Here is an 18,304-nt window from a genome sequence, read left to right as displayed (position 1 = left end):
CCAGGACGGCGGCTAGGTAAGTTCTGAAATCAATTATTGCGAGGGACAGCGTCATGCCGGTCGATCAGAAAACCATAGATGCGCTGCGAGAAGCGATCGACGAGGAATACCGCTCGCGCGCAACCTATCGAAGCGTGATCGACGCTTTCGGGCCGGTGCGTCCATTCGTGAACATTCTCGAGGCGGAGACGCGGCACGCCGACGCTCTGCTGAGTTTGTTCGAGTGTTTTGGAGTCGAGCCGCCGCAGGACAAATGGGCGGGGAAGGTTCGCGCCCCGACAACGCTCGTCGAGGCTTGCCGGGCTGCGGTCCAGGGCGAAATCGAGAACGCCGCCATGTATGATCGGCTGCTGAATCAGATCAGCGATCCGGAGGCGCGCAAGGTGATGCAGCGTCTCAGGGAAGCGTCGCTGGAGCGCCATCTTCCCGCGTTTCGTCGCTGTCTTCAGCGCGAAACGGGCGCGGACTGAACTTTTGTTCCCCGAGGGCGCTCTCGCTGCTTCTTTCGCTGCTTCCTGACGCTTTCAGTTTTGCTGCCGCGATCCTCCCCGGGCCGCGTGCTTTCCTCCGCCGGTCGCGGCGCGGGAAGCGGGGCGGCCTGTTCGCCGCCGGTCGCCGGCTCCGGCTTGTCGGCCGGGGCGGGGGAAGGGGCGGGGGCCTCGCGGGGCGCGGTCTGCGCCGGGCCCGGCGGGGGCGCCGAAGCCGCTTCTCCGCCGAGCATCCAGCCCCCGAGCCCCACGAGGATGACGCCGCCCACGGCGCGGCTGACGGCGGCGTAGCGGGTGTCGACGATCTTCTGCACGGCGAACGCGGCCAGCCCGAAAATGATGAGATCGTCGAGCATGAAGAAGAGCACGTAGAGCGCGACATAAGCGTAATGAAGCGCAGCCGGAAGGCCGGTGAGCGCCAGCACATGCGTATAGATCGCCGGCAGCGCCGCAGAGCACATGAATTCGATCGCATTCACCGTGAATGCGAGAGCGACGACGGTAAGAAGGCTGGCGACGCCGATCGGCGCCGCGACGATCTCGCGTTCCCAAGCCATCGTCCGGCGGCGCTGCTCCATGTCGCCCACTTCACAAGCCACCTCGCCACGATTGACCGCGAGCTGGATGAGATGGTCCACGCCGAAACCGATGGCGAGGAGCGCGATGGCCTGAGTGAGCGGACGCACATAGCCGAGGAACAGAAAGGCGTTCAGCCACGCGGTCATGAAGAGAAAATAGAGGATGCCCGAGGAGACCACGAAGATCCCTACGAGCCACCAGATCTTGCGCCGGTCCTGAAGATTGACGATCAGCGAGATCAGATAGACGAGCACCCACATCGCGCAGGGATTGAACCCGTCCGACAGCCCCATCAGCGCGGTCAGCGCGAGCAGCGAGTGATGAGTGGGGTCGATCTCCCCTAGCAGCGGCAAGGTGATTTTCGGGGGATCGGCGCTGGCGCCCTTGGGATTTGGCCCGTCGAGCAACTCGCGGAGTTGCGCGCCGGTCGTTTCTCCGGAGCCGAAGCCGGTCATGTAACGCGCGCCGTAAACGAACATGGGAACGGCGACGCGCGTCATGCCGAAGCGCCTTGCGACATCGACGAGCAGCGCTTCTCCCGCCGGCGTCGAAATATCGTGGAGGACGTAGTCGATCCCCGGCTGCGTCTTCAGATAGTCGATCGCCTCGTGACAATGGGGACAATCGGGAGAGAAGAACACATGCAGGCGGCCATCGTCCCGCCAGTCGCGCGCGGGCGTCGAGGGAGATGTCCAGTTCGCGAATTGAAGCGAAAGGAATGCGGCGCCGAGAACCACGGCGAGCAGGATGCGAAAACGCGACAAGGTCGGGATTCTCACGAGACGCAGGGGAGCCGGCCGGCCGTCCCGTGTCCGGGCGGGCGACAGCCGGTCATGTAAGGCCTCGATAAGGCTCGATCACGGCTACAAATTGTCGCTCCGGCCGGAGGGCCCGGCTCAGCTTTCCCGCGCTCCGGCCGTTTGCGCCGGCTGCGGGACGCCCCGTTCGTACCAGCCCTTGCTCCGGTTCACGATCCACACCACCGACAGCATCACCGGCACTTCGATGAGCACACCCACGACTGTCGCCAGCGCCGCTCCGGAGTCGAAGCCGAAAAGGCTGATCGCCGCCGCCACCGCCAGCTCGAAGAAATTGCTGGCGCCGATCAGCGCCGAAGGGCCCGCCACGCAATGCTCCTCGCCCGCGACGCGGTTGAGCGCATAGGCGAGCCCGGAGTTGAAATAGACCTGTATCAGGATCGGAACGGCGAGCATGGCGATGATCGCAGGCTGACGAATGATCTGCTCGCCCTGAAAACCGAACAGCAGCACCAGCGTCGCGAGCAGAGCGATGAGCGACAGCGGTCCGATCTTTGAGAGCGCCTGCGACAGCCGCGCCTCGCCGCCCGAAGCGAGCAGACGCCGGCGCGCGATCTGCGCCACGATCACCGGCACGACGATATAAAGCGCCACGGACAGAAACAGCGTGTCCCACGGCACGGTGATCGCCGAGAGCCCGAGCAGCAAACCGACGATCGGCGCAAAGGCCACGATCATGATCGCGTCATTGAGGGCGACCTGACTCAAGGTGAAATGAGGCTCGCCTTTCGTCAGATTGGACCAGACGAACACCATGGCCGTGCAGGGCGCCGCGGCGAGCAGGATCAGCCCCGCGATGTAGGAATCGATCTGTTCGGCCGGCAAATAGGGCCGAAAGAAATGGCCGAGGAAGATCCACCCGAGCAGCGCCATGGAGAAGGGCTTCACCGCCCAATTGACGAAGAGCGTCACGCCGATGCCGCGCCAATGGCGGCCGACGTCCTTCAGCGCCACGAAGTCGATCTTCATCAGCATGGGCACGATCATCAGCCAGATCAGCGCCGCGACGGGCATATTGACCTTGGCGACCTCCATGCCGCCGATGACGTGAAAAACGGCGGGGAGGAAATGGCCGAGCGCCACGCCCGCAACGATGCAGAGCGCGACCCAGAGGGTGAGGTAACGTTCGAAAATCGTCATGTGATCACTCAAGCTCCCACATGTGGATGTGTTGCGCCTTCCATGTCGCCGATCTCGCGCAGCCGCGCCCCGAGCGCCAGCCTGTCGAGCCGATGTAGCGGGATGGCGCGGAACTGGTCGATCCGATTTTTCAGGTAGCGGAAGGCGGTTGCGAAGGCGCGCTGCTTCTCGATGTCCGACCCTTCCACTGCGGCGGGGTCTTCGACGCCCCAATGCGCGGTCATCGGCTGACCCGGCCAGACCGGGCAGGCTTCACCCGCCGCGTTGTCGCAGACGGTGAAAACGAAATCGATCTCCGGCGCGCCGGGCCCGGCGAAGGCGTCCCAACTCTTGGAGCTGAAGCCTTCGGCCGGATAGCCGAAGCTCGCGAGCGTCGTCAGCGCGTAAGGGTTGACGGCCCCTTTCGGCTGGCTGCCGGCGGAAAAGGCGTTGAAGCGCCCGGCGCCGTCGCGGCGCAGAATCCCCTCCGCCATGATCGACCGGGCGCTGTTGCCCGTGCACAGAAACAGCACATTGTAGATTTTTTCGCTCATCTTTCGGTCTCTTCACATTTGGCGGAGAAAAGCGCTCGAGCAGGCGCGCAAGTCGCGCCGCCGCAACAATCTTCCACAAGGAAACGGACGAGCGCGTTCAGCCGCGAGAGCTCCGCGCGATAAACGACGCTGCGGCCGCTTCGGGCGTTCGTAACGAGCCTCGCGTGCGAAAGGATGTTGAGATGCGCCGATAAGGTGTTTTGCGGCACGCCAAGTTGGCGCGCCAGTTCGCCGGCCGGCAGACCCTCGGGCTCATGCCGCACGAGCAGACGAAAAGCGTCGAGGCGCGTCGGTTGCGAGAGCGCTGCGAGACAGGCGAGAGCGTTTTCGGATTCCATATTTCCAGATATATCGAAATTTATGACATGTCTATGACAGAAGAAACCGCTGCGCCCGCCCGCCGCATTGCTCCTGCGCCCGAGGCTCTGTTACGAAAGCCCGTTCTTTACATGGAGCGTTTTGACATGACCCGCCGCCCGCTCGTCGCCGGAAACTGGAAAATGAACGGCTTGCGGGCGTCGCTCGCCGAAATCAAAGCGATGGGGGCGGCCTATGATGAAGCGCTGAGGGCGCGCGCGGAGCTGATCGTCTGTCCGCCGGCGACGCTGATCGCGCCGGCCGCAGAGGCCGCTTCGCGCGGCGGGCTGGGGCTCGGCGGGCAGAATTGCCATGCGGCCGAGAATGGCGCCCATACCGGCGATATTTCAGCCGAGATGCTGAAGGACGCCGGCGCCTCCTATGTCATCGTGGGCCACAGCGAACGGCGCGCGGACCATGGCGAGACGGACGCGATCGTGCAGGCGAAGGCCGCGGCGGCCTTGCGAGCGGGGCTTACGCCGATCATCTGCGTCGGCGAAACGCGCGCCGAGCGGGAGGCGGGCGACGCGCTCGGCGTCGTCGGCGAGCAAATCGAAGGCTCTTTGCCGGCGGACGCGCCCGAACAAATCGTCGTCGCCTATGAGCCCGTATGGGCGATCGGCACGGGACTGACCCCGACGCTCGCCGATGTCGCGCAGATGCACGCCTTCGCGCGCGAGCGCATCGAGGCGCGTCTCGGCCGCGGCAAAAGCGCGACCGTGCGCATCCTCTACGGCGGCTCGGTGAAACCCGCCAATGCGCGGGAGCTGATGGGCGTCGCCAATGTCGATGGCGCGCTTGTCGGCGGCGCGAGCCTGACCGCGAAGGATTTCATGGCAATCGCCGCCGCTTATCGGTAAGGCGCCCAGACTTGCCGCTTCGCGGCGCCCCCGGTATAAGCGCGGCGCTTAACCTTTCCCAAACTCCAACAGACGAGGCGATGCGCTGCCATGGCGATCGAACGCACTTTCTCAATTCTCAAGCCCGACGCGACCAGGCGCAACCTCACCGGCAAGATCAATGCGCTGATCGAGGGCGCGGGCCTGCGTATCGTGGCGCAGAAGCGCATCCGCATGACCCGTGAGCAGGCCGAGACCTTCTATGCGGTCCACAAGGAGCGTCCTTTCTTCGGCGAGCTCGTCGATTTCATGATCTCCGAGCCGGTCGTCGTGCAGGTGCTCGAAGGCGAGAACGCCATCGCGCGCTATCGCGAAGTGATGGGCGCAACCAATCCGGCCAACGCCGCGCCGGGCACGATCCGCAAGGAGCATGCGCTTTCCGTGGGCGAGAACTCGGTGCACGGGTCCGACGCGCCGGAGACCGCCGTGGTCGAAATCGCGCAGTTCTTCTCGGGCAACGAGATCGTCGGCTGAGTCTCTCGATAAATCACTGAGAGCCGCCTCATGCTTCGAGGCTCCAGTGGAGGGGACTCGAAGCGCGAGGGGCGATAACCCGACGTCAGCAGTGTCATGGCCGGGGCGACCCGGCCATTTTCATTTCGGGAAATACCGCGCCATCATCCGGTCGCGATAGGCGACCAGATTTGGCTTCGCCAACGCCGCGTCGCGAATGGGGGATTCAGCCAGCGGCGCCATGATCGCGGCGAGGAAGGCGAAGACCGTCGCGTCCGCGCCGCAGGGATTTTCTCCGAACAGATAAGGCCGATCCCCGATCAGCGTCGCCAGCGCCTCTATGTCGCGCACGCCAAGGACATCGACCTCGGCCACGCTGTGTCGGCCGATTCCCTGCGTCCATAAATTCTTCGCGATGCGCCGGCGCATGTACCATTTCGCGAGAGGCCGGATCACGGCGGGAATTCCTCTGAAGAAATTCGCGGGTCCGCGTTCGAAATTGGTGTCGTCGAGCCAGAAGAGCCGCGCGACGATCCAGTAAAGATGTTCCTCGCACATTTTCTCGACGCACCAGCCGACGGCTTTGTGCGCCTCAGTGAGATGTGCGTCGAAGTCGATTCCGCGCGTCTTTTCGAGATGAAAGCGGATGAAGGTCGAGTCAGCGACGATCACGCCGCCGTCATCGATGTAGGGCTGCTTGCCTTTCGGCGCCTTTGCGAAGCCCTTCCGGTCTTCGACATAGTCGAGGCCCGCCATCCTGAGCAGCGTCATCGCCTTGACGACGAAGGGCGAAGCGTCGGGCAGGCCCGCGATGGGCGTGAAGCAATAGAGAGTGATCATGACGATCCCGTTCCATTAAGACATGGGAGTTATCGCGCGTTTCATGTTTGTGCGACACAGGGTCCGCGCCTTGTGCGGTTCCTCACGTTCCCGACGTCGCCGCAATGCGATACGTTGAAAACCGCCCGCTCGGCGAGCCCCCAAATTCGGCAACGGACAGACGTGATGAAGCATCTTTCGGGACTTTTCTTATTGCTGGCCGCATCAATCGCTCCGTGCTCCCTTACCCGAGCGGAGCAGGCCGCTCCGCCGGATTGCCGGAACGGAACCTTCGTCCAGACCGGCGGCAAATACAGCCTGTCGAAAATCACGGGCGAAGATAAGGCCTTTTTGCTTTCGGACACGCTTCCCTGTCCGGGCGACAGCGCCGCGTGCCGATCCGGCGGCTATCTCATTCCCGGCGATCTGGTCATCGCGGGTCAATCCTTCGGCGCCTATCGCTGCGTTTTCTATCGTAATCAGAAAGACAGCGCTGGTTCAGCCGGCTATGTCCACGAGAGCCGGCTTCTTCCCGAGCCTTCCGCGACGCTGACTCTCGACTCGTGGCTCGGCAAGTGGCGGAAGGGCGATGACTACATCTCCCTGCTCGCGAGGGGCGGCAAGCTGCGCGCCCGAGGCGAGGCTTTCTGGCCTTCCGCCAATCCGTCGAAAGAAGCGGCTCCGGGCGGGCCGCATCTCGGCGAAATGTCCGGCTCCGCGTCGCCGACGGGGAACCGGGTCACTTTCATCGACGAAGAAGATGAATGTCATGTCGAAATGACTTTGCTTCCGCCTTTCATGCTCGCGGCGGATAATCAGAGATGCGGCGGCATGAATGTGTCGTTTGGCGGAGTCTATCTTCTTGCGCCGCCCGCTTCGGCTGGCGGAAGAAAGAAAAGATAGACCGCGCTCGGCCTGAGCAGCGACGAACGCCCTTTCACGTCGGAGGACGCCTTACGGCGCGACGAGCGCAGCGTCGCTCGCGGGCAGAGCCCCCAGCACGCGATTGCCCTCCACCCGTACGGCGCCCGACGTCACGAGCCGCAGCGCCAGCGGGTAGATGACATGCTCCTGTGAAAGGACGCGCGCGCCGAGCGTCTCCGCCGTATCGCCATCGAGAACGGGCACCGCGGCCTGCGCGACGATGGGGCCTTCGTCCATCTCCGGCACGACGAAATGCACGGTGCAGCCATGGATCTTCACGCCATCCGCAAGCGCGCGTTCATGCGTGTGCAGGCCGCGATAGGAGGGCAGCAGGGCGGGGTGAATGTTGAGCATCCGCCCGCGCCATTGATTGATGAACCATGGCGTGAACAGCCGCATGAAACCCGCAAGACAGATGAAGTCGATCCGGTAGGTCTCTAGCACCACCTGCAGCGAGCGCTCGAATTCCTCGCGCCCCGCGTAAATCTTGTGGTCCACGGCTGCGACGGCGATCCCGGCGGCTTTCGCTTTCGCCAGCCCCGGCGCGTCGGGGCGGTTGGAGAGAACGAGCGCGATTTCGGCGGGGTAATCCTGCGCGCGCGCGGCCAGGATCAGCGCGTCCATATTGGTGCCGCGGCCGGAGATGAGAACGGCGGTGCGCAGGCGTGTCACAACCCCAGCGCCCCGCGCAGGATCACGCGCTCCTGGCCTTCTTCCGGCTCGACAATCTCGCCAATCTTCACCGGCCGCTCGCCGACTGCGCGCAAGGCCGCCTCGACCTCGCTCGCGCCATCGGCCGCGGCGATGATCACCATTCCAATGCCGCAGTTGAAGGTGCGCAGCATCTCACTTTCGGCCACCTCGCCGGACTTGGCGAGCCAGCGGAAAACGCGCGGAACATCGAAAGACGCGAGGTCGAGTGAAATGCCGAGGCCCTTGGGCAGCACGCGCGGGAGATTGTCGGGGAAGCCGCCGCCGGTGATGTGCGCGAGCGCGCGAATGTGCGGCGTGCGCTTCATGGCGGCCAGCACAGGCTTCACATAGATGCGGGTCGGCTCCAGCAGGGCGCGCGCGAGATTCATGTCCGGCGCGAAGGGGGCCGTCGCGTTCCAGGCGAGGCCGGCGCGATCGACGATGCGTCGCACCAGCGAGAAGCCGTTGGAGTGAACGCCGGAGGAGGGCAGGCCAAAGGCCACGTCGCCCGGATAAACGTCGCGCGGCAGCAGGCCCTTGCGCTCGACCGCGCCGACGGCGAAACCGGCGAGATCGTAATCGCTCTTGGAATACATGCCCGGCATTTCGGCGGTCTCGCCGCCGAGCAGGGCGCAGCCGGCCATCAGGCAGCCGTCGGCGATCCCCTTGACGACGGCGGCGGCGACCTTCGTGTCGAGCTTGCCGGTGGCGTAGTAGTCGAGAAAGAACAGCGGCTCGGCGCCTTGCACGATGAGATCATTGACGCACATGGCGACGAGATCGATTCCGATCGTGCCGTGCAGGCCCGACTCGATCGCGATCTTCACCTTGGTGCCGACGCCGTCATTGGCTGCGATCAGCAGGGGATCGCTGAACCCCGCGGCCTTGAGGTCGAACACGCCGCCGAAGCCGCCGATTTCACCATCCGCGCCCGGACGGCGCGTGGCGCGCACGGCGGGGCGGATCATGTCGACCAGCCGATTGCCCGCGTCGATGTCGACGCCCGCCTCGGCATAGGTGAGGCCCTTTGAATTATTTTGCATTGCGAGATTTCCCGTCGGGCCTCCCCGCCCGTGTTCGGTAAATGGGCGAAAGCGACGGCGGCTGTCAAATGAGACGTTGTGGGTTACGCTCATGTGAGGCCGCGCACGGTTTTTCGACACGGCCGGTGTAGGGATCGTCGGCGACAAAGGAGTCGCGTCATGAAAACACGCATCAGCACCGACGATCTTGCCGCCGCGCGTGAGGCCGGCGTCATCGACGCAGCGACATTCGAGCGCCTTTTGAGATTTCTGGCCGCGCGTGCGTCGGCTCATGCGCCGGCGCATCAGGCCCCGCGCTATGATTTCGTGAACCTGCTTTGGTACGCCGGCGCGTTGATCGTGCTCGGCGCCATGGGCATGTTCTCGACCACGGCCTTCGGCCTGTGGGGCGACAAGGCGCTTCTGACGACGGCGGTGATCTACGCCGTTCTGTTCACGCTGGCGGGCGCCTATCTCTGGCGGCGCGATCTGCGCACCCCGGGCGGCTTGCTCGTCACCTGCGCGGTCGGCATGGCGCCGCTGGCGATCTTTGCGTTGCAGTCGTTATGGGGCCATAGCCCCGTGGACGACGGCCATTCTTATCGTGAGTTCTATGTCTGGATCAAATCCAGCTGGCTGCCGATGGAGCTGGGGACGATCGCGGCCGCGCTGCTTGCGCTGATCGCCTTTCCCTTCCCCTTCCTCGTGATGATCATCGCCTTCTGCCTGTGGTTCATGTCCATGGATCTCACGCCATGGTTGATGGGGATCACGGAGTTTTCGTGGGAGCAGCGCGCGATGGTCAGCATGTATTTCGGGCTGCTGGTTCTCGCCGTCGCGTGGCTCGTCGATCTGAAGCGCTGGAAGAACGGCGATTTCGCGTTCTGGCTGCACCTCTTCGGCTTGATGGCCTTCTGGGGCGGACTGACGGCGCAACACAGTGGCGACGAATTCGGAAAGGCGATGTATTGCGCGATCAATGTCGGGCTCGTCGTCCTGTCCCTGTTCCTGATGCGCCGCGTCTATGCGGTCTTCGGCGCGGTGGGCGTGACCATGTATCTCGGTCATCTGGCGTGGGACGTCTTCAAGGACTCGATCCTGTTTCCCTTTGCGCTCTCCGGCATCGGCGTGTTGCTGATCGCCTTCGGCCTGCTGTTCCACAAATATGGCAAGGCGGTCAGCGACACGCTCGGCGAACTGATGCCGGCGCATCTTCGCTTCATGCGCCCCGCTCACGCGCGGGAGGAGAGGTGAGGGCGCGCGTGTGCGCCCTCACACGTCTTTCGCGGTTAATGCCGCTTAAAAGCAACATCGCAAGACGCTCTATTGGAGTTAGCGATGTCGTTTCGATTAGGACTTTCTGCGCTGATAGGAAAACAGAGGCCGGAATCCATTTCCGGGCCTTCCCGTTCCATTTCCGAAACAAGGGACAGCTTCCTCGCCGGCGCGGCGCGCGAAAAGACCCCGCCGACCGGCGTAGCCGCGATCTGGCGGCGGCGATCGAAGGAGAGGCCCGGCTCGGCTCTGTCGAAGCGGGGCTGAAGGTCGCGTCTGGCCAGCGCCCGGAACTTTTTGTCGGGGCGGCTTACAGGCCGCCTCTCCGGTTTTCTGGGCGGAACGGGCGTCAAGGCCCCGGCCGGGACGGTCCGGAATTTGAAGCAGTTTGATTGCGCTTTGGGCGGATGGAGCGTATATAGGCGAGTATCCCCATCATGGACGGTTCGCCCTCATGGGTCGCCGGCGCGAGAGAGCGCGGCGCCGGACGCTCCCTCCATGCCCGCGATCCAAGGAGATTTCGCAAGATGAGCAACGCCCCCTTGATGCCGAAGGCGACGGCTGTCTGGCTCGTCGAAAACACGTCGTTGACCTTTGACCAGATCGCCGACTTCTGCAAACTCCACCCGCTCGAGGTGAAGGGCATCGCCGACGGCGAAGTGGCGGCGGGCATTCGCGGCCACGATCCGATCACCTCGGGACAGTTGACCCGCGACGAGATCGCCAAGGGCGAGCGCGACCCGAACTATCATTTGCACCTCTCGGTTTCGAAGGTCGTCGTGCCGGAGGTCAAGAAAGCGCGCGGACCGCGCTACACGCCTCTCTCGCGTCGTCAGGACCGGCCGAACGCCATTCTCTGGCTGGTGCGCAACCATCCGGAGCTGAAGGACGCGCAGATCATGCGCCTCGTTGGCACGACCAAGGCGACGCTGAAGGCGATTCGCGAGCGCACGCACTGGAACTCCGCCGCGCTGACGCCGATGGATCCCGTGACGCTCGGCCTGTGCTCGCAAATCGACCTCGACTTCGAAGTCAATCGCGCAGCCAAGGACCGTCCGGCGGCGCTGGAGGAGCAGGGCCAGACGCTCATGCCCGCCAGCGTCACGACCAGCGGCGCCCGGGAGCCGGTCACGACCGAGGACGTCTTCGGCAAGCCGACGGCGCCGGCCCAGCCCGCGGAGGACGAGGACAATTTCGACGCCGACCGCGTGTTCGGTCGCCTGAAAGACATGGATTTCGGCGAGTAACGCGAGAGGCGCGGGACGCCGGCGAACTTGCCCGGGTTGCAGGTTCGCCGGAATTTGCATGCGTCGCTCTTGCCGCTCGTCGCTCTGCGCATCCGGGAGCATTTTTCATGACCGCCTCCGCCTATGACCGCGATCTCGACCGCAACCCCGCCAATTTCCAGCCGCTCACGCCGCTGACTTTTCTGGCGCGCGCGGCGGCGGTGTTCCCCGAGCGGGTGGCGATCGTCCATGGCGATCTGCGGCGGACCTATCGCGACTTCTATGCGCGCAGCCGGCGCCTCGCCAGCGCGCTGGAGAAGGCCGGGATTGATCGGGGCGACACGGTTTCCGTAATGCTGGCCAATACGCCGGCGATGCTGGAATGCCACTATGGCGTGCCGATGACCGGGGCGGTGCTGAATACGCTCAACACCCGGCTCGACGCCGCGATACTCGCCTTCACGCTGGACCACGCCGAGGCCAGGGCGCTGATCGTCGACCGCGAATTCTCCGGCGTCATCCGCGAGGCGTTGGCGCTGGCAAAGACGAAACCCCTGATCATCGATTACGACGATCCGGTTTATACCGGGCCGGGCGAGCGGTTGGGTTCTATCGACTATGAGGATTTCATCCTCTCGGGCGATCCCAATTACGACTGGAAGCCGCCACGCGACGAGTGGGACGCCATTTCGCTCAATTACACCTCGGGCACGACCGGGGACCCCAAGGGCGTCGTCTATCATCATCGCGGCGCCTATCTGCTGGCGCTCGGCAATGTGCTCACCGGCAATATGGGCCAGCATCCGGTCTATCTGTGGACCCTGCCGATGTTCCACTGCAACGGCTGGTGCTTCCCCTGGTCGCTGTCTGTCGCCGCCGGCACGCATGTCTGTCTGCGGCAGGTCCGGGCGGGGCACATGTATGAGTTGATGGCGGAACATGGCGTCACGCATCTGTGCGGAGCGCCGATCGTGATGTCGACGCTCCTGGGCGCGAGCGAATCGGAAAAGAAGCCGCTGTCGGTGACCGCGCGATTCTTCACCGCCGCCGCGCCGCCGCCGCAGGCCGTGCTGGCCGCCATGAAGGCGGCGGGGTTCGAGGTCACGCATCTTTACGGCCTCACCGAAACTTACGGTCCCGCCGCGGTCAACGAGTGGCAGGAGGCTTGGGACGAACTCGATGACGCGGGGCAGGCGCAGATGAAGGCGCGCCAGGGCGTGCGATATCAGGTTCTGGACGCGATCGACGTGATCGACCCCGAAACGATGCAACCGGTGCCGCGCGACGGCGCCACGATGGGCGAGGTGATGTTCCGCGGCAACATCGTCATGAAGGGCTATCTCAAGAACCCCTCCGCCTCCGAGAATGCCTTCCACGGCGGCTGGTTCCATTCGGGCGATCTCGGCGTCATGCATCCGGACGGCTATATCCAGCTCAAGGACCGTTCCAAGGACATCATCATTTCCGGCGGCGAGAACATCTCTTCGATCGAGGTCGAGGACGTTCTCTTCAAGCACCCGAAGGTGAGCGCCGCCGCCGTCGTCGCCGCGCCGGATGACAAGTGGGGAGAGACGCCCTGCGCCTTCGTGGAGCTGAAGGCGGGCGCGGAGGCGACCGCCGACGAGTTGATCGCCTGGTCGCGCACCCATCTCGCGCATTTCAAATGCCCGCGTCACATCGTGTTCTGCGAGCTGCCGAAAACCTCGACCGGCAAGATCCGCAAATATGTGCTGCGCGAGCGCGCCCGCGAAATGTGGCCGGCGGGATCGTCCACGGCGTCGCTCTGAGGGCGAGCGCCCTGCGTCAAGACATTGTCTGAAAACAACACAGCCAGCAATCGCTTGCGCGAATGCTGGCTGCTGTCGACTGGCTTCGGGACCGGGCTTGACGCCCGGAAGCCGTCGGTTATCGTTTACTAGAAGAACAGGCCGAGGCAGCCGCCGGCGAGAGCGCCGACAACACCTGCCGCGATCGTGTTCTGCATGCCGCCGAGAGCGGCGGCAGCCAAGCCACCAAGGAGAACCGCGCCGACGCCAGCGAAGATGTAGGTATTTGTGGTGATTTCGAATTCTTTATCAGCCATAACCTTCACTCCTGTTTCGTTCGCAGAACCGCGCCAGATTGGCCGGGAAAGCTAGATTAGAAGAACAGGCCGAGGCAGCCGCCGGCGAGAGCGCCGACAACGCCAGCCGCGATGGTGTTCGGCAGGCCGCCGAGAGCGAAAGAGGCGAGACCGCCGAGAAGGACGGCGCCGACGCCAGCGAAGATGTAGGTGTTCGTCGTGATTTCGAATTCTTTATCAGCCATTTCTTTCACTCCTCTTTCGTTCCCGAAGCTGCGCCTTATCGTTTTTTCTGTGGCGCATTCTCCTTCGCCCCTCAGGGCCGCGTCATTTCGACGCAGGGGGACGTTACCACAAGTTTCGGCGCTGTCCAGCGTCGCGGTGAAATGGGTGCGACACCATGTCGCGCATCATAAGTTATTGTTAATAATTGTGCTTCTGTTGAGGAGCATCAATTTTCCGCCGGCCGTCATGAAAAATAATTTTTTCGGTCATCGATTTTTTTTGTCATAGGCGGGCGCAGGGCGGCGCCTGAAGCGGGGTCGTTTTCCCTCGCGGCGGGCGCTATACCGAGGTCCCATGACCGAAATCAAAGAAGCCTCGCGCGCCGGCGTCGCATCCCCTTCCGCCGAATCGAAAAACCGGTTCCGCGCCACGCTTTCTCCCTTGCGGCCCCTGCTGCCTTACGCGCTGCGCTACAAGGCGACGATCGCTTTCGCTTTCGCGGCGCTCATCGTCGCGGCGGGGACGACGCTCACGCTGCCGCTGGCCGTGCGTGGCATGATCGACCACGGTTTTTCGGCGGACAGCGCGGGCGCGGTGAACGCCTATTTCGGCGCGATGATCGGCGTTGCGGCGGCGCTCGCCGCGGCTTCCGCCACCCGCTATTATTTCGTGATGACGCTCGGCGAGCGCGTCGTCGCGGACCTGCGCGCCGATCTCTTCAAGCATCTCACGTCGCTCGACGCAGCCTTCTACGACACCGCCAAGACCGGCGAGTTGCTGTCGCGACTGACGGCCGACACTACGCTGCTGAAATCGGCGTTCGGCTCTTCCGCATCCGTCGCGCTGCGCAATTTTTTCATGTTCATCGGCGCGGTTGTGATGATGGTCGCGACGAGCCCGAAGCTCGCGGGCCTCGCATTGGCGGCGATTCCCGTCATCGTCTTGCCGCTTATCGCCTCCGGCCGCGCCGTGCGCAGCCGCTCCCGCCATGCGCAGGACGCGCTGGCGCACGCCGCCGCCTACGCGGGCGAGAATCTTTCGGCCGTGCGCGCCATGCAGGCCAATGGCGCGCAGGCTTCCACCGTCGCGCGCTTCAGACACGCGGTCGAAACCGCCTATGACGCCGCGCAGGCGGCGACGCAGATGCGCGCCTTCGTCACGGCCGGCGCCATCCTCGTCGTCTTCGCCAGCATCGTCGCCGTGCTGTGGCTCGGCGCGCAGGATGTGCTGGCGGGCCGCATGAGTTCGGGCCTGCTGTCGCAATTCGTTCTCTATGCGGTGCTCGGCGCGAGTTCGCTCGGCGAACTGTCGCAGGTCTGGAGCGAGGTCACCGCCGCCGCCGGCGCCGCCGGCCGCATTGCGGAGATTCTCGCCGTGGCGCCGAAGATTGTCGCGCCGCCTGATCCTGCTCCTGCGCCGGCTCGCTGGCGGGGGCGCATCGTCTTCGACCATGTGCGCTTCGCCTATCCGACCGCGCCCGACATAACGACGCTGAACGATCTCTCGTTGACGGTCACGCCGGGCGAACGCGTCGCGCTGGTGGGGCCTTCCGGCGCGGGTAAGTCCACGCTCTTTTCGCTGCTTCTGCGCTTCTACGACGTCGACGCCGGTTCGATCACGCTCGATGGCGTGGACCTTCGCGCGCTCGATCCGGCGGCTCTTCGCGCCGCCTTCGCGCTGGCGCCGCAGGACCCGGTGATTTTCGGGCTGACGGCCGCCGAAAACATCGCCTATGGCCGCGAGGGCGCCGCGCGCGAGGAGATTGTCGTGGCCGCGAAACGCGCGCAGGCGCACGACTTCATCGTGGCCTTGCCGCAAGGCTACGACACGATGCTTGGCGAGCGCGGGGTGACTCTCTCCGGCGGCCAGCGCCAGCGTCTTGCGATCGCGCGCGCCATTCTCGCCGACGCGCCCGTCCTGCTGCTCGACGAGGCAACATCCGCGCTAGACGCCGAGAACGAAGCCGCCGTGCAGGCTGCGCTGCACGACGTTATGTCGGGCCGCACGAGCATCGTGATCGCGCATCGTCTCGCGACTGTGCTGGAAGCCGATCGCATCGTCGTGCTCGACGATGGGCGCATCGTGGAGGAGGGCACGCATGCGAGCCTCAGCGCGGCCGGCGGACTCTATGCGCGTCTCGCGAAGCTGCAATTCGACACCGACCGCGCGAGCGCGCCCTTGTGAAGTCTTTTCCGCTTGCGTCGATTTCCAGACGCTTTAGCCTTCCGTTGTCATTTGCACGGGAGAGTTTTCAATGTCGCCCGAGGATCGCAACGTCGCAATTTTACGCAACGCATACCAGACATGGCATGACACGAAGGCCGGCAGCGTCGATTGCTGGCTCGGTTTCATCGCGGACGAACTGAATTTTGGCTCATTGGCGCAAGGCCGTCCCGACTCCCTCGCTTTCACCTGCACCCGCAACACCCGTGAGGGAGTCGCGAGCTACCTGTGCGAACTGACGCGCGACTGGGAAATGATCGACTATGTCGTCGACCATCATGTCGCGCAGGGCGACCGCGTCGTGGCGATCGGCCGGACGTCGTGGCGCAACAGGTCTACCGGCAAGGTCGCCGACTCGCCGAAATGCGACGTGTGGCGCTTCAACGCCGAGGGGCAGGCGATCGAGTTCTTCGAATATTACGACACGGCCGCGCTGATCGACGCGACGCGGCCGTCCCCCCTCAGCGCGTAAGGCGCAGGGGCGACGCCGCGGCGGACGACGCGATCTGCCCGAAAGCGCTGTTCAGCGCTGCCGAATCCGTTGCGAGGAAGGCGTATTCCGGCTTGCTCGCGCAATAGCTCAGCAGCGTGGCCGAGCGGGCCTGTTCGGTCGCGCTCAAAAAGCCATTGTGGTTGAACATTACCGTGTAGATCGAGATTCCCTTCGCCTTGGCGTTGTCGCAGGCTTTCTTGAGACGGTCGTCGAGAAAGGTCTGCAGGCCGGCGTAGGTCGTCACGCCATCGGCCACGGACAGTCGGCTCGCGCCCATATAACCGTAAGCGGAATAGTCGGAGATGTTGGCGCTGGCGGCGTTGCCGTTGTCGGCGAGGCCGTTGACGCCGTCCGTCATCAGCACGATCACTTTTTTCGTCTTCTTATCGGTATAGGCGGCGCCATCGGCATAGGGCTTTTGCGGCGAAAGGGTGCGCCATGCCCACATCAGTCCCTCGGAGATGACCGTGCCGCCGTTCAACCAGTAGTTCATTGAGTCGATCGCAGCGGTGACGGTCGACAGATTGTTGGTCAATCGCGTCAACGGCTCAGGACAGGAGGCGTTGGGGCCATATGTCTCGGGCGAGGTCTCGGAAATGATCGCCGCCCGCGTCGATCCGTCATACTTCAGGATGCTCTGGCCGTTGTTCCAGGGATTTGCGACCCAGTTCCACAAGATCGGGACCGTGAAGTCGGCGAGATAATTGTTGTGGAACCGGCCCGAGCCGGCAACATAAGGCCCTGGAGCCGCATAGGCGCCCGTGCTCGGCAGGTAATCGGGTTCGTCGGGCCAGAAATAGGGAACGAACAGGGATGCTGGGTCTCCGGCGACCGGCGGCGTCTCGGTGACGTCATAGTCGACGCCCGTGGTGTAGGAACGTCCGAAGGCCGCATTGGCGGCGGCGACCTCGACGGCGTTTGCGCGCGCCTCGACGCAGCCCTTCCAGCGCACGACATTGCCGCTGTTGTCGCGCAGGCGCTTGAAGAGCTCGTAATTGCTGACGACGCCGGGGTTCGTCACCCAGTCACAGCCCGCCGTGGTTGACGATTTGGGCAGGATGCCGAATCCCATGGGGGCCGAGAACAGTCGCCACGTCACGTTGGACTGAAGCACTTGGAGCAGCAACGGCGGGACAGTATTCGGCGTGACGTCGGCCGCGTAGGCGGCGCCGACGCCGAAGAGTTCTCTCGCGATGCGACGAAACGGATCGAGAAGCTGAATCAGGTCGCGGGCGTCGCCGGTCGTATCGCCGCTCGAGCCGCTGCCGGGCCCCGTGCCGCCGCCAGGTCCCCATGAGGGCGTGCAGTTCTTGTCATATCCGAGCCAGCCATACATGAACCAGTTGCCGGTCGCGGGAGCGACTGCGGCCGTGTCGACCTGGGTCAAATCCGTGAGACCCGGATTGACTGCGGCGACATATGGCACGACGCTGACTTTCACGTTCCCGCCACTGCCGCTCATGACATTTTGCGCCAGAGTCTTCGCCGCCTGCTTGAGCGCCGGCATGTCGTCGCGCATGGAGCCAGTGTTGTCCAGCGCGAGGGCGATCTCGATCGGATTGGTCGAGCCGCCGACCACTCGGGCTTCGGAGGTGACGACGACGGGGATTGTGTCGAAACGCGCGACCTTCATGATGCTGGTCGCAATCGACGCCTGAATCTGAACCTGAAAGACGCCGGCCGAAGGCTCCGTTTCGGTGATCGTCAGGCTGAGGTTCCGGGCCTTTGCGCCCAGGTTGGCGAGGACGGCGTTTTTGGCGATCTGTTCGCGTGCGAGTTGGGTCAGGGAGGTCCGTGCGCCAGCGGCGAGCGCGCCAGCGTCGGCGGCCTTCTGAAGGCTTGACCGCAGGAGGGTCGCGCGGCCGTAATCTATCGCGGCTCCAGCCATGAAGGTAACGGGAATCATGGCCAGACCGAATGCGATCATCGCCGTTCCCGACCGGGATTTCCGAAGATTTTCTGCGCGCCTGACGAGGTCTCCAGCGAGCGAGCAGATCAATGATTTCATGTCGAATGGCCCCGTTCGATTTGCGAAGGGTAATTTGCGCGCAACCTGTCAAGCTTGAGTAAAATCC

The 18,304-nt window shown here is 64.1% G+C and carries 19 protein-coding genes; 9 read left to right on the top strand and 10 right to left on the bottom strand.

The genetic code is table 11. The features are described from left to right. Positions 1-53 precede the first annotated feature (53 nt). Positions 54-470, top strand: coding sequence for a hypothetical protein (locus tag MET49242_RS07225; protein WP_036281835.1), 417 nt, complete (start codon positions 54-56; stop codon positions 468-470). Here the strand turns inward: MET49242_RS07225 and MET49242_RS07220 are convergent. From MET49242_RS07220 to MET49242_RS07205, 4 genes are all read right to left on the bottom strand, one after another. After that, positions 446-1,831 carry a glutaredoxin family protein gene (locus tag MET49242_RS07220; protein ID WP_192815581.1) on the bottom strand — a complete coding sequence of 462 codons (1,386 nt, stop codon included), beginning with the start codon at positions 1,829-1,831 and terminating at the stop codon, positions 446-448. The two genes, MET49242_RS07225 and MET49242_RS07220, sit on opposite strands and share 25 nt — an antisense overlap. Positions 1,832-1,963: 132 nt before the next feature. After that, positions 1,964-3,025, bottom strand: coding sequence for an ACR3 family arsenite efflux transporter (gene arsB, locus MET49242_RS07215; protein ID WP_036281833.1), 1,062 nt, complete (start codon positions 3,023-3,025; stop codon positions 1,964-1,966). 8 nt (positions 3,026-3,033) lie between these two features. Further along, a complete protein-coding gene (locus tag MET49242_RS07210; protein ID WP_036281830.1) occupies positions 3,034-3,558 on the bottom strand; it encodes an arsenate reductase ArsC in 525 nt (174 codons plus the stop codon). Beyond that, complete coding sequence (locus MET49242_RS07205; protein ID WP_036281828.1) at positions 3,555-3,896, bottom strand: helix-turn-helix transcriptional regulator; 342 nt, start codon at positions 3,894-3,896, stop codon at positions 3,555-3,557. Before MET49242_RS07205 ends, MET49242_RS07210 begins: the two co-directional genes overlap by 4 nt. A 126-nt stretch (positions 3,897-4,022) precedes the next feature. On the opposite strand from MET49242_RS07205, the gene tpiA reads away from it, so the two are divergent. Both tpiA and ndk read left to right on the top strand, forming a co-directional pair. Then, positions 4,023-4,775, top strand: coding sequence for a triose-phosphate isomerase (gene tpiA / locus MET49242_RS07200; RefSeq protein ID WP_036287244.1), 753 nt, complete (start codon positions 4,023-4,025; stop codon positions 4,773-4,775). Positions 4,776-4,865: 90 nt separating this feature from the next. Beyond that, positions 4,866-5,288, top strand: coding sequence for a nucleoside-diphosphate kinase (ndk, locus tag MET49242_RS07195; protein ID WP_036281826.1), 423 nt, complete (start codon positions 4,866-4,868; stop codon positions 5,286-5,288). A 120-nt stretch (positions 5,289-5,408) separates the two neighbouring features. Here the strand turns inward: ndk and MET49242_RS07190 are convergent, their stop codons facing one another. Beyond that, complete coding sequence (locus MET49242_RS07190; protein WP_036281823.1) at positions 5,409-6,107, bottom strand: glutathione S-transferase family protein; 699 nt, start codon at positions 6,105-6,107, stop codon at positions 5,409-5,411. A 165-nt stretch (positions 6,108-6,272) separates the two neighbouring features. On the opposite strand from MET49242_RS07190, the gene MET49242_RS07185 reads away from it, so the two are divergent. Next, positions 6,273-6,989: a hypothetical protein gene (locus tag MET49242_RS07185; RefSeq protein ID WP_051134063.1), complete on the top strand. Its 717-nt coding sequence runs from the start codon at positions 6,273-6,275 to the stop codon at positions 6,987-6,989. A 51-nt stretch (positions 6,990-7,040) separates the two neighbouring features. Here the strand turns inward: MET49242_RS07185 and purN are convergent, their stop codons facing one another. Together purN and purM are read right to left on the bottom strand one after the other, a co-directional pair. Next, the gene (gene purN, locus MET49242_RS07180; protein ID WP_036281820.1) at positions 7,041-7,682 is read right to left on the bottom strand and encodes a phosphoribosylglycinamide formyltransferase; all 642 of its coding nucleotides are present in this window, start codon (positions 7,680-7,682) and stop codon (positions 7,041-7,043) included. Next, positions 7,679-8,746: a phosphoribosylformylglycinamidine cyclo-ligase gene (gene purM, locus MET49242_RS07175; protein WP_192815580.1), complete on the bottom strand. Its 1,068-nt coding sequence runs from the start codon at positions 8,744-8,746 to the stop codon at positions 7,679-7,681. Before purM ends, purN begins: the two co-directional genes overlap by 4 nt. A 159-nt stretch (positions 8,747-8,905) precedes the next feature. Here purM and MET49242_RS07170 point away from each other — a divergent pair, with 159 nt between their 5' ends. The 3 genes from MET49242_RS07170 (at position 8,906) to MET49242_RS07160 (ending at position 13,013) form a co-directional block, all read left to right on the top strand. Then, on the top strand, positions 8,906-9,979 hold the full coding sequence (locus tag MET49242_RS07170) for a hypothetical protein (RefSeq protein WP_036281815.1): 1,074 nt from the start codon (positions 8,906-8,908) through the stop codon (positions 9,977-9,979). Positions 9,980-10,527: 548 nt separating this feature from the next. After that, a complete protein-coding gene (locus tag MET49242_RS07165; protein ID WP_036281812.1) occupies positions 10,528-11,247 on the top strand; it encodes a DUF1013 domain-containing protein in 720 nt (239 codons plus the stop codon). 107 nt (positions 11,248-11,354) lie between these two features. Then, positions 11,355-13,013, top strand: a complete 1,659-nt coding sequence (locus tag MET49242_RS07160; RefSeq protein WP_036281809.1) for an acyl-CoA synthetase — start codon at positions 11,355-11,357, stop codon at positions 13,011-13,013. Between the two features lie 128 nt (positions 13,014-13,141). On the opposite strand, the gene MET49242_RS25730 is transcribed toward MET49242_RS07160, so the two are convergent. Continuing rightward, positions 13,142-13,309 (bottom strand): hypothetical protein, encoded by a 168-nt coding sequence (locus MET49242_RS25730; protein WP_192815579.1) that lies wholly within the window; start codon positions 13,307-13,309, stop codon positions 13,142-13,144. A gap of 56 nt (positions 13,310-13,365) precedes the next feature. Next, positions 13,366-13,533 (bottom strand): hypothetical protein, encoded by a 168-nt coding sequence (locus tag MET49242_RS25725; RefSeq protein ID WP_192815578.1) that lies wholly within the window; start codon positions 13,531-13,533, stop codon positions 13,366-13,368. Positions 13,534-13,867: 334 nt separating this feature from the next. Here MET49242_RS25725 and MET49242_RS07155 point away from each other — a divergent pair, with 334 nt between their 5' ends. Then, on the top strand, positions 13,868-15,697 hold the full coding sequence (locus tag MET49242_RS07155; protein ID WP_036281807.1) for an ABC transporter transmembrane domain-containing protein: 1,830 nt from the start codon (positions 13,868-13,870) through the stop codon (positions 15,695-15,697). A 70-nt stretch (positions 15,698-15,767) separates the two neighbouring features. Continuing rightward, entirely contained in the window at positions 15,768-16,208 is a 441-nt protein-coding gene (locus MET49242_RS07150) for a nuclear transport factor 2 family protein (RefSeq protein WP_036281805.1), read from the top strand. Here MET49242_RS07150 and MET49242_RS07145 read toward each other — a convergent pair. Continuing rightward, positions 16,198-18,156 (bottom strand): pilus assembly protein TadG-related protein, encoded by a 1,959-nt coding sequence (locus MET49242_RS07145; protein ID WP_158497267.1) that lies wholly within the window; start codon positions 18,154-18,156, stop codon positions 16,198-16,200. The genes MET49242_RS07150 and MET49242_RS07145 overlap by 11 nt on opposite strands. Between the last annotated feature and the right edge of the window lie 148 nt (positions 18,157-18,304).

The organism is Methylocystis sp. ATCC 49242 (assembly GCF_000188155.2).
Taxonomy (GTDB): domain Bacteria; phylum Pseudomonadota; class Alphaproteobacteria; order Rhizobiales; family Beijerinckiaceae; genus Methylocystis.
This window is presented reverse-complemented; position numbering and strand designations above follow the sequence as displayed.

Coding starts and splice junctions, on each gene's coding strand:
- MET49242_RS07225 (WP_036281835.1), top strand. CDS start 54: ATGCCGGTCGATCAGAAAACCATAGATGCGCTGCGAGAAGCGATCGAC.
- arsB (WP_036281833.1), bottom strand. CDS start 3,025: ATGACGATTTTCGAACGTTACCTCACCCTCTGGGTCGCGCTCTGCATC.
- MET49242_RS07210 (WP_036281830.1), bottom strand. CDS start 3,558: ATGAGCGAAAAAATCTACAATGTGCTGTTTCTGTGCACGGGCAACAGC.
- MET49242_RS07205 (WP_036281828.1), bottom strand. CDS start 3,896: ATGGAATCCGAAAACGCTCTCGCCTGTCTCGCAGCGCTCTCGCAACCG.
- tpiA (WP_036287244.1), top strand. CDS start 4,023: ATGACCCGCCGCCCGCTCGTCGCCGGAAACTGGAAAATGAACGGCTTG.
- ndk (WP_036281826.1), top strand. CDS start 4,866: ATGGCGATCGAACGCACTTTCTCAATTCTCAAGCCCGACGCGACCAGG.
- MET49242_RS07190 (WP_036281823.1), bottom strand. CDS start 6,107: ATGATCACTCTCTATTGCTTCACGCCCATCGCGGGCCTGCCCGACGCT.
- MET49242_RS07185 (WP_051134063.1), top strand. CDS start 6,273: ATGAAGCATCTTTCGGGACTTTTCTTATTGCTGGCCGCATCAATCGCT.
- purM (WP_192815580.1), bottom strand. CDS start 8,746: ATGCAAAATAATTCAAAGGGCCTCACCTATGCCGAGGCGGGCGTCGAC.
- MET49242_RS07170 (WP_036281815.1), top strand. CDS start 8,906: ATGAAAACACGCATCAGCACCGACGATCTTGCCGCCGCGCGTGAGGCC.
- MET49242_RS07165 (WP_036281812.1), top strand. CDS start 10,528: ATGAGCAACGCCCCCTTGATGCCGAAGGCGACGGCTGTCTGGCTCGTC.
- MET49242_RS07160 (WP_036281809.1), top strand. CDS start 11,355: ATGACCGCCTCCGCCTATGACCGCGATCTCGACCGCAACCCCGCCAAT.
- MET49242_RS25730 (WP_192815579.1), bottom strand. CDS start 13,309: ATGGCTGATAAAGAATTCGAAATCACCACAAATACCTACATCTTCGCT.
- MET49242_RS25725 (WP_192815578.1), bottom strand. CDS start 13,533: ATGGCTGATAAAGAATTCGAAATCACGACGAACACCTACATCTTCGCT.
- MET49242_RS07155 (WP_036281807.1), top strand. CDS start 13,868: ATGACCGAAATCAAAGAAGCCTCGCGCGCCGGCGTCGCATCCCCTTCC.
- MET49242_RS07150 (WP_036281805.1), top strand. CDS start 15,768: ATGTCGCCCGAGGATCGCAACGTCGCAATTTTACGCAACGCATACCAG.
- MET49242_RS07145 (WP_158497267.1), bottom strand. CDS start 18,156: ATGATCGCATTCGGTCTGGCCATGATTCCCGTTACCTTCATGGCTGGA.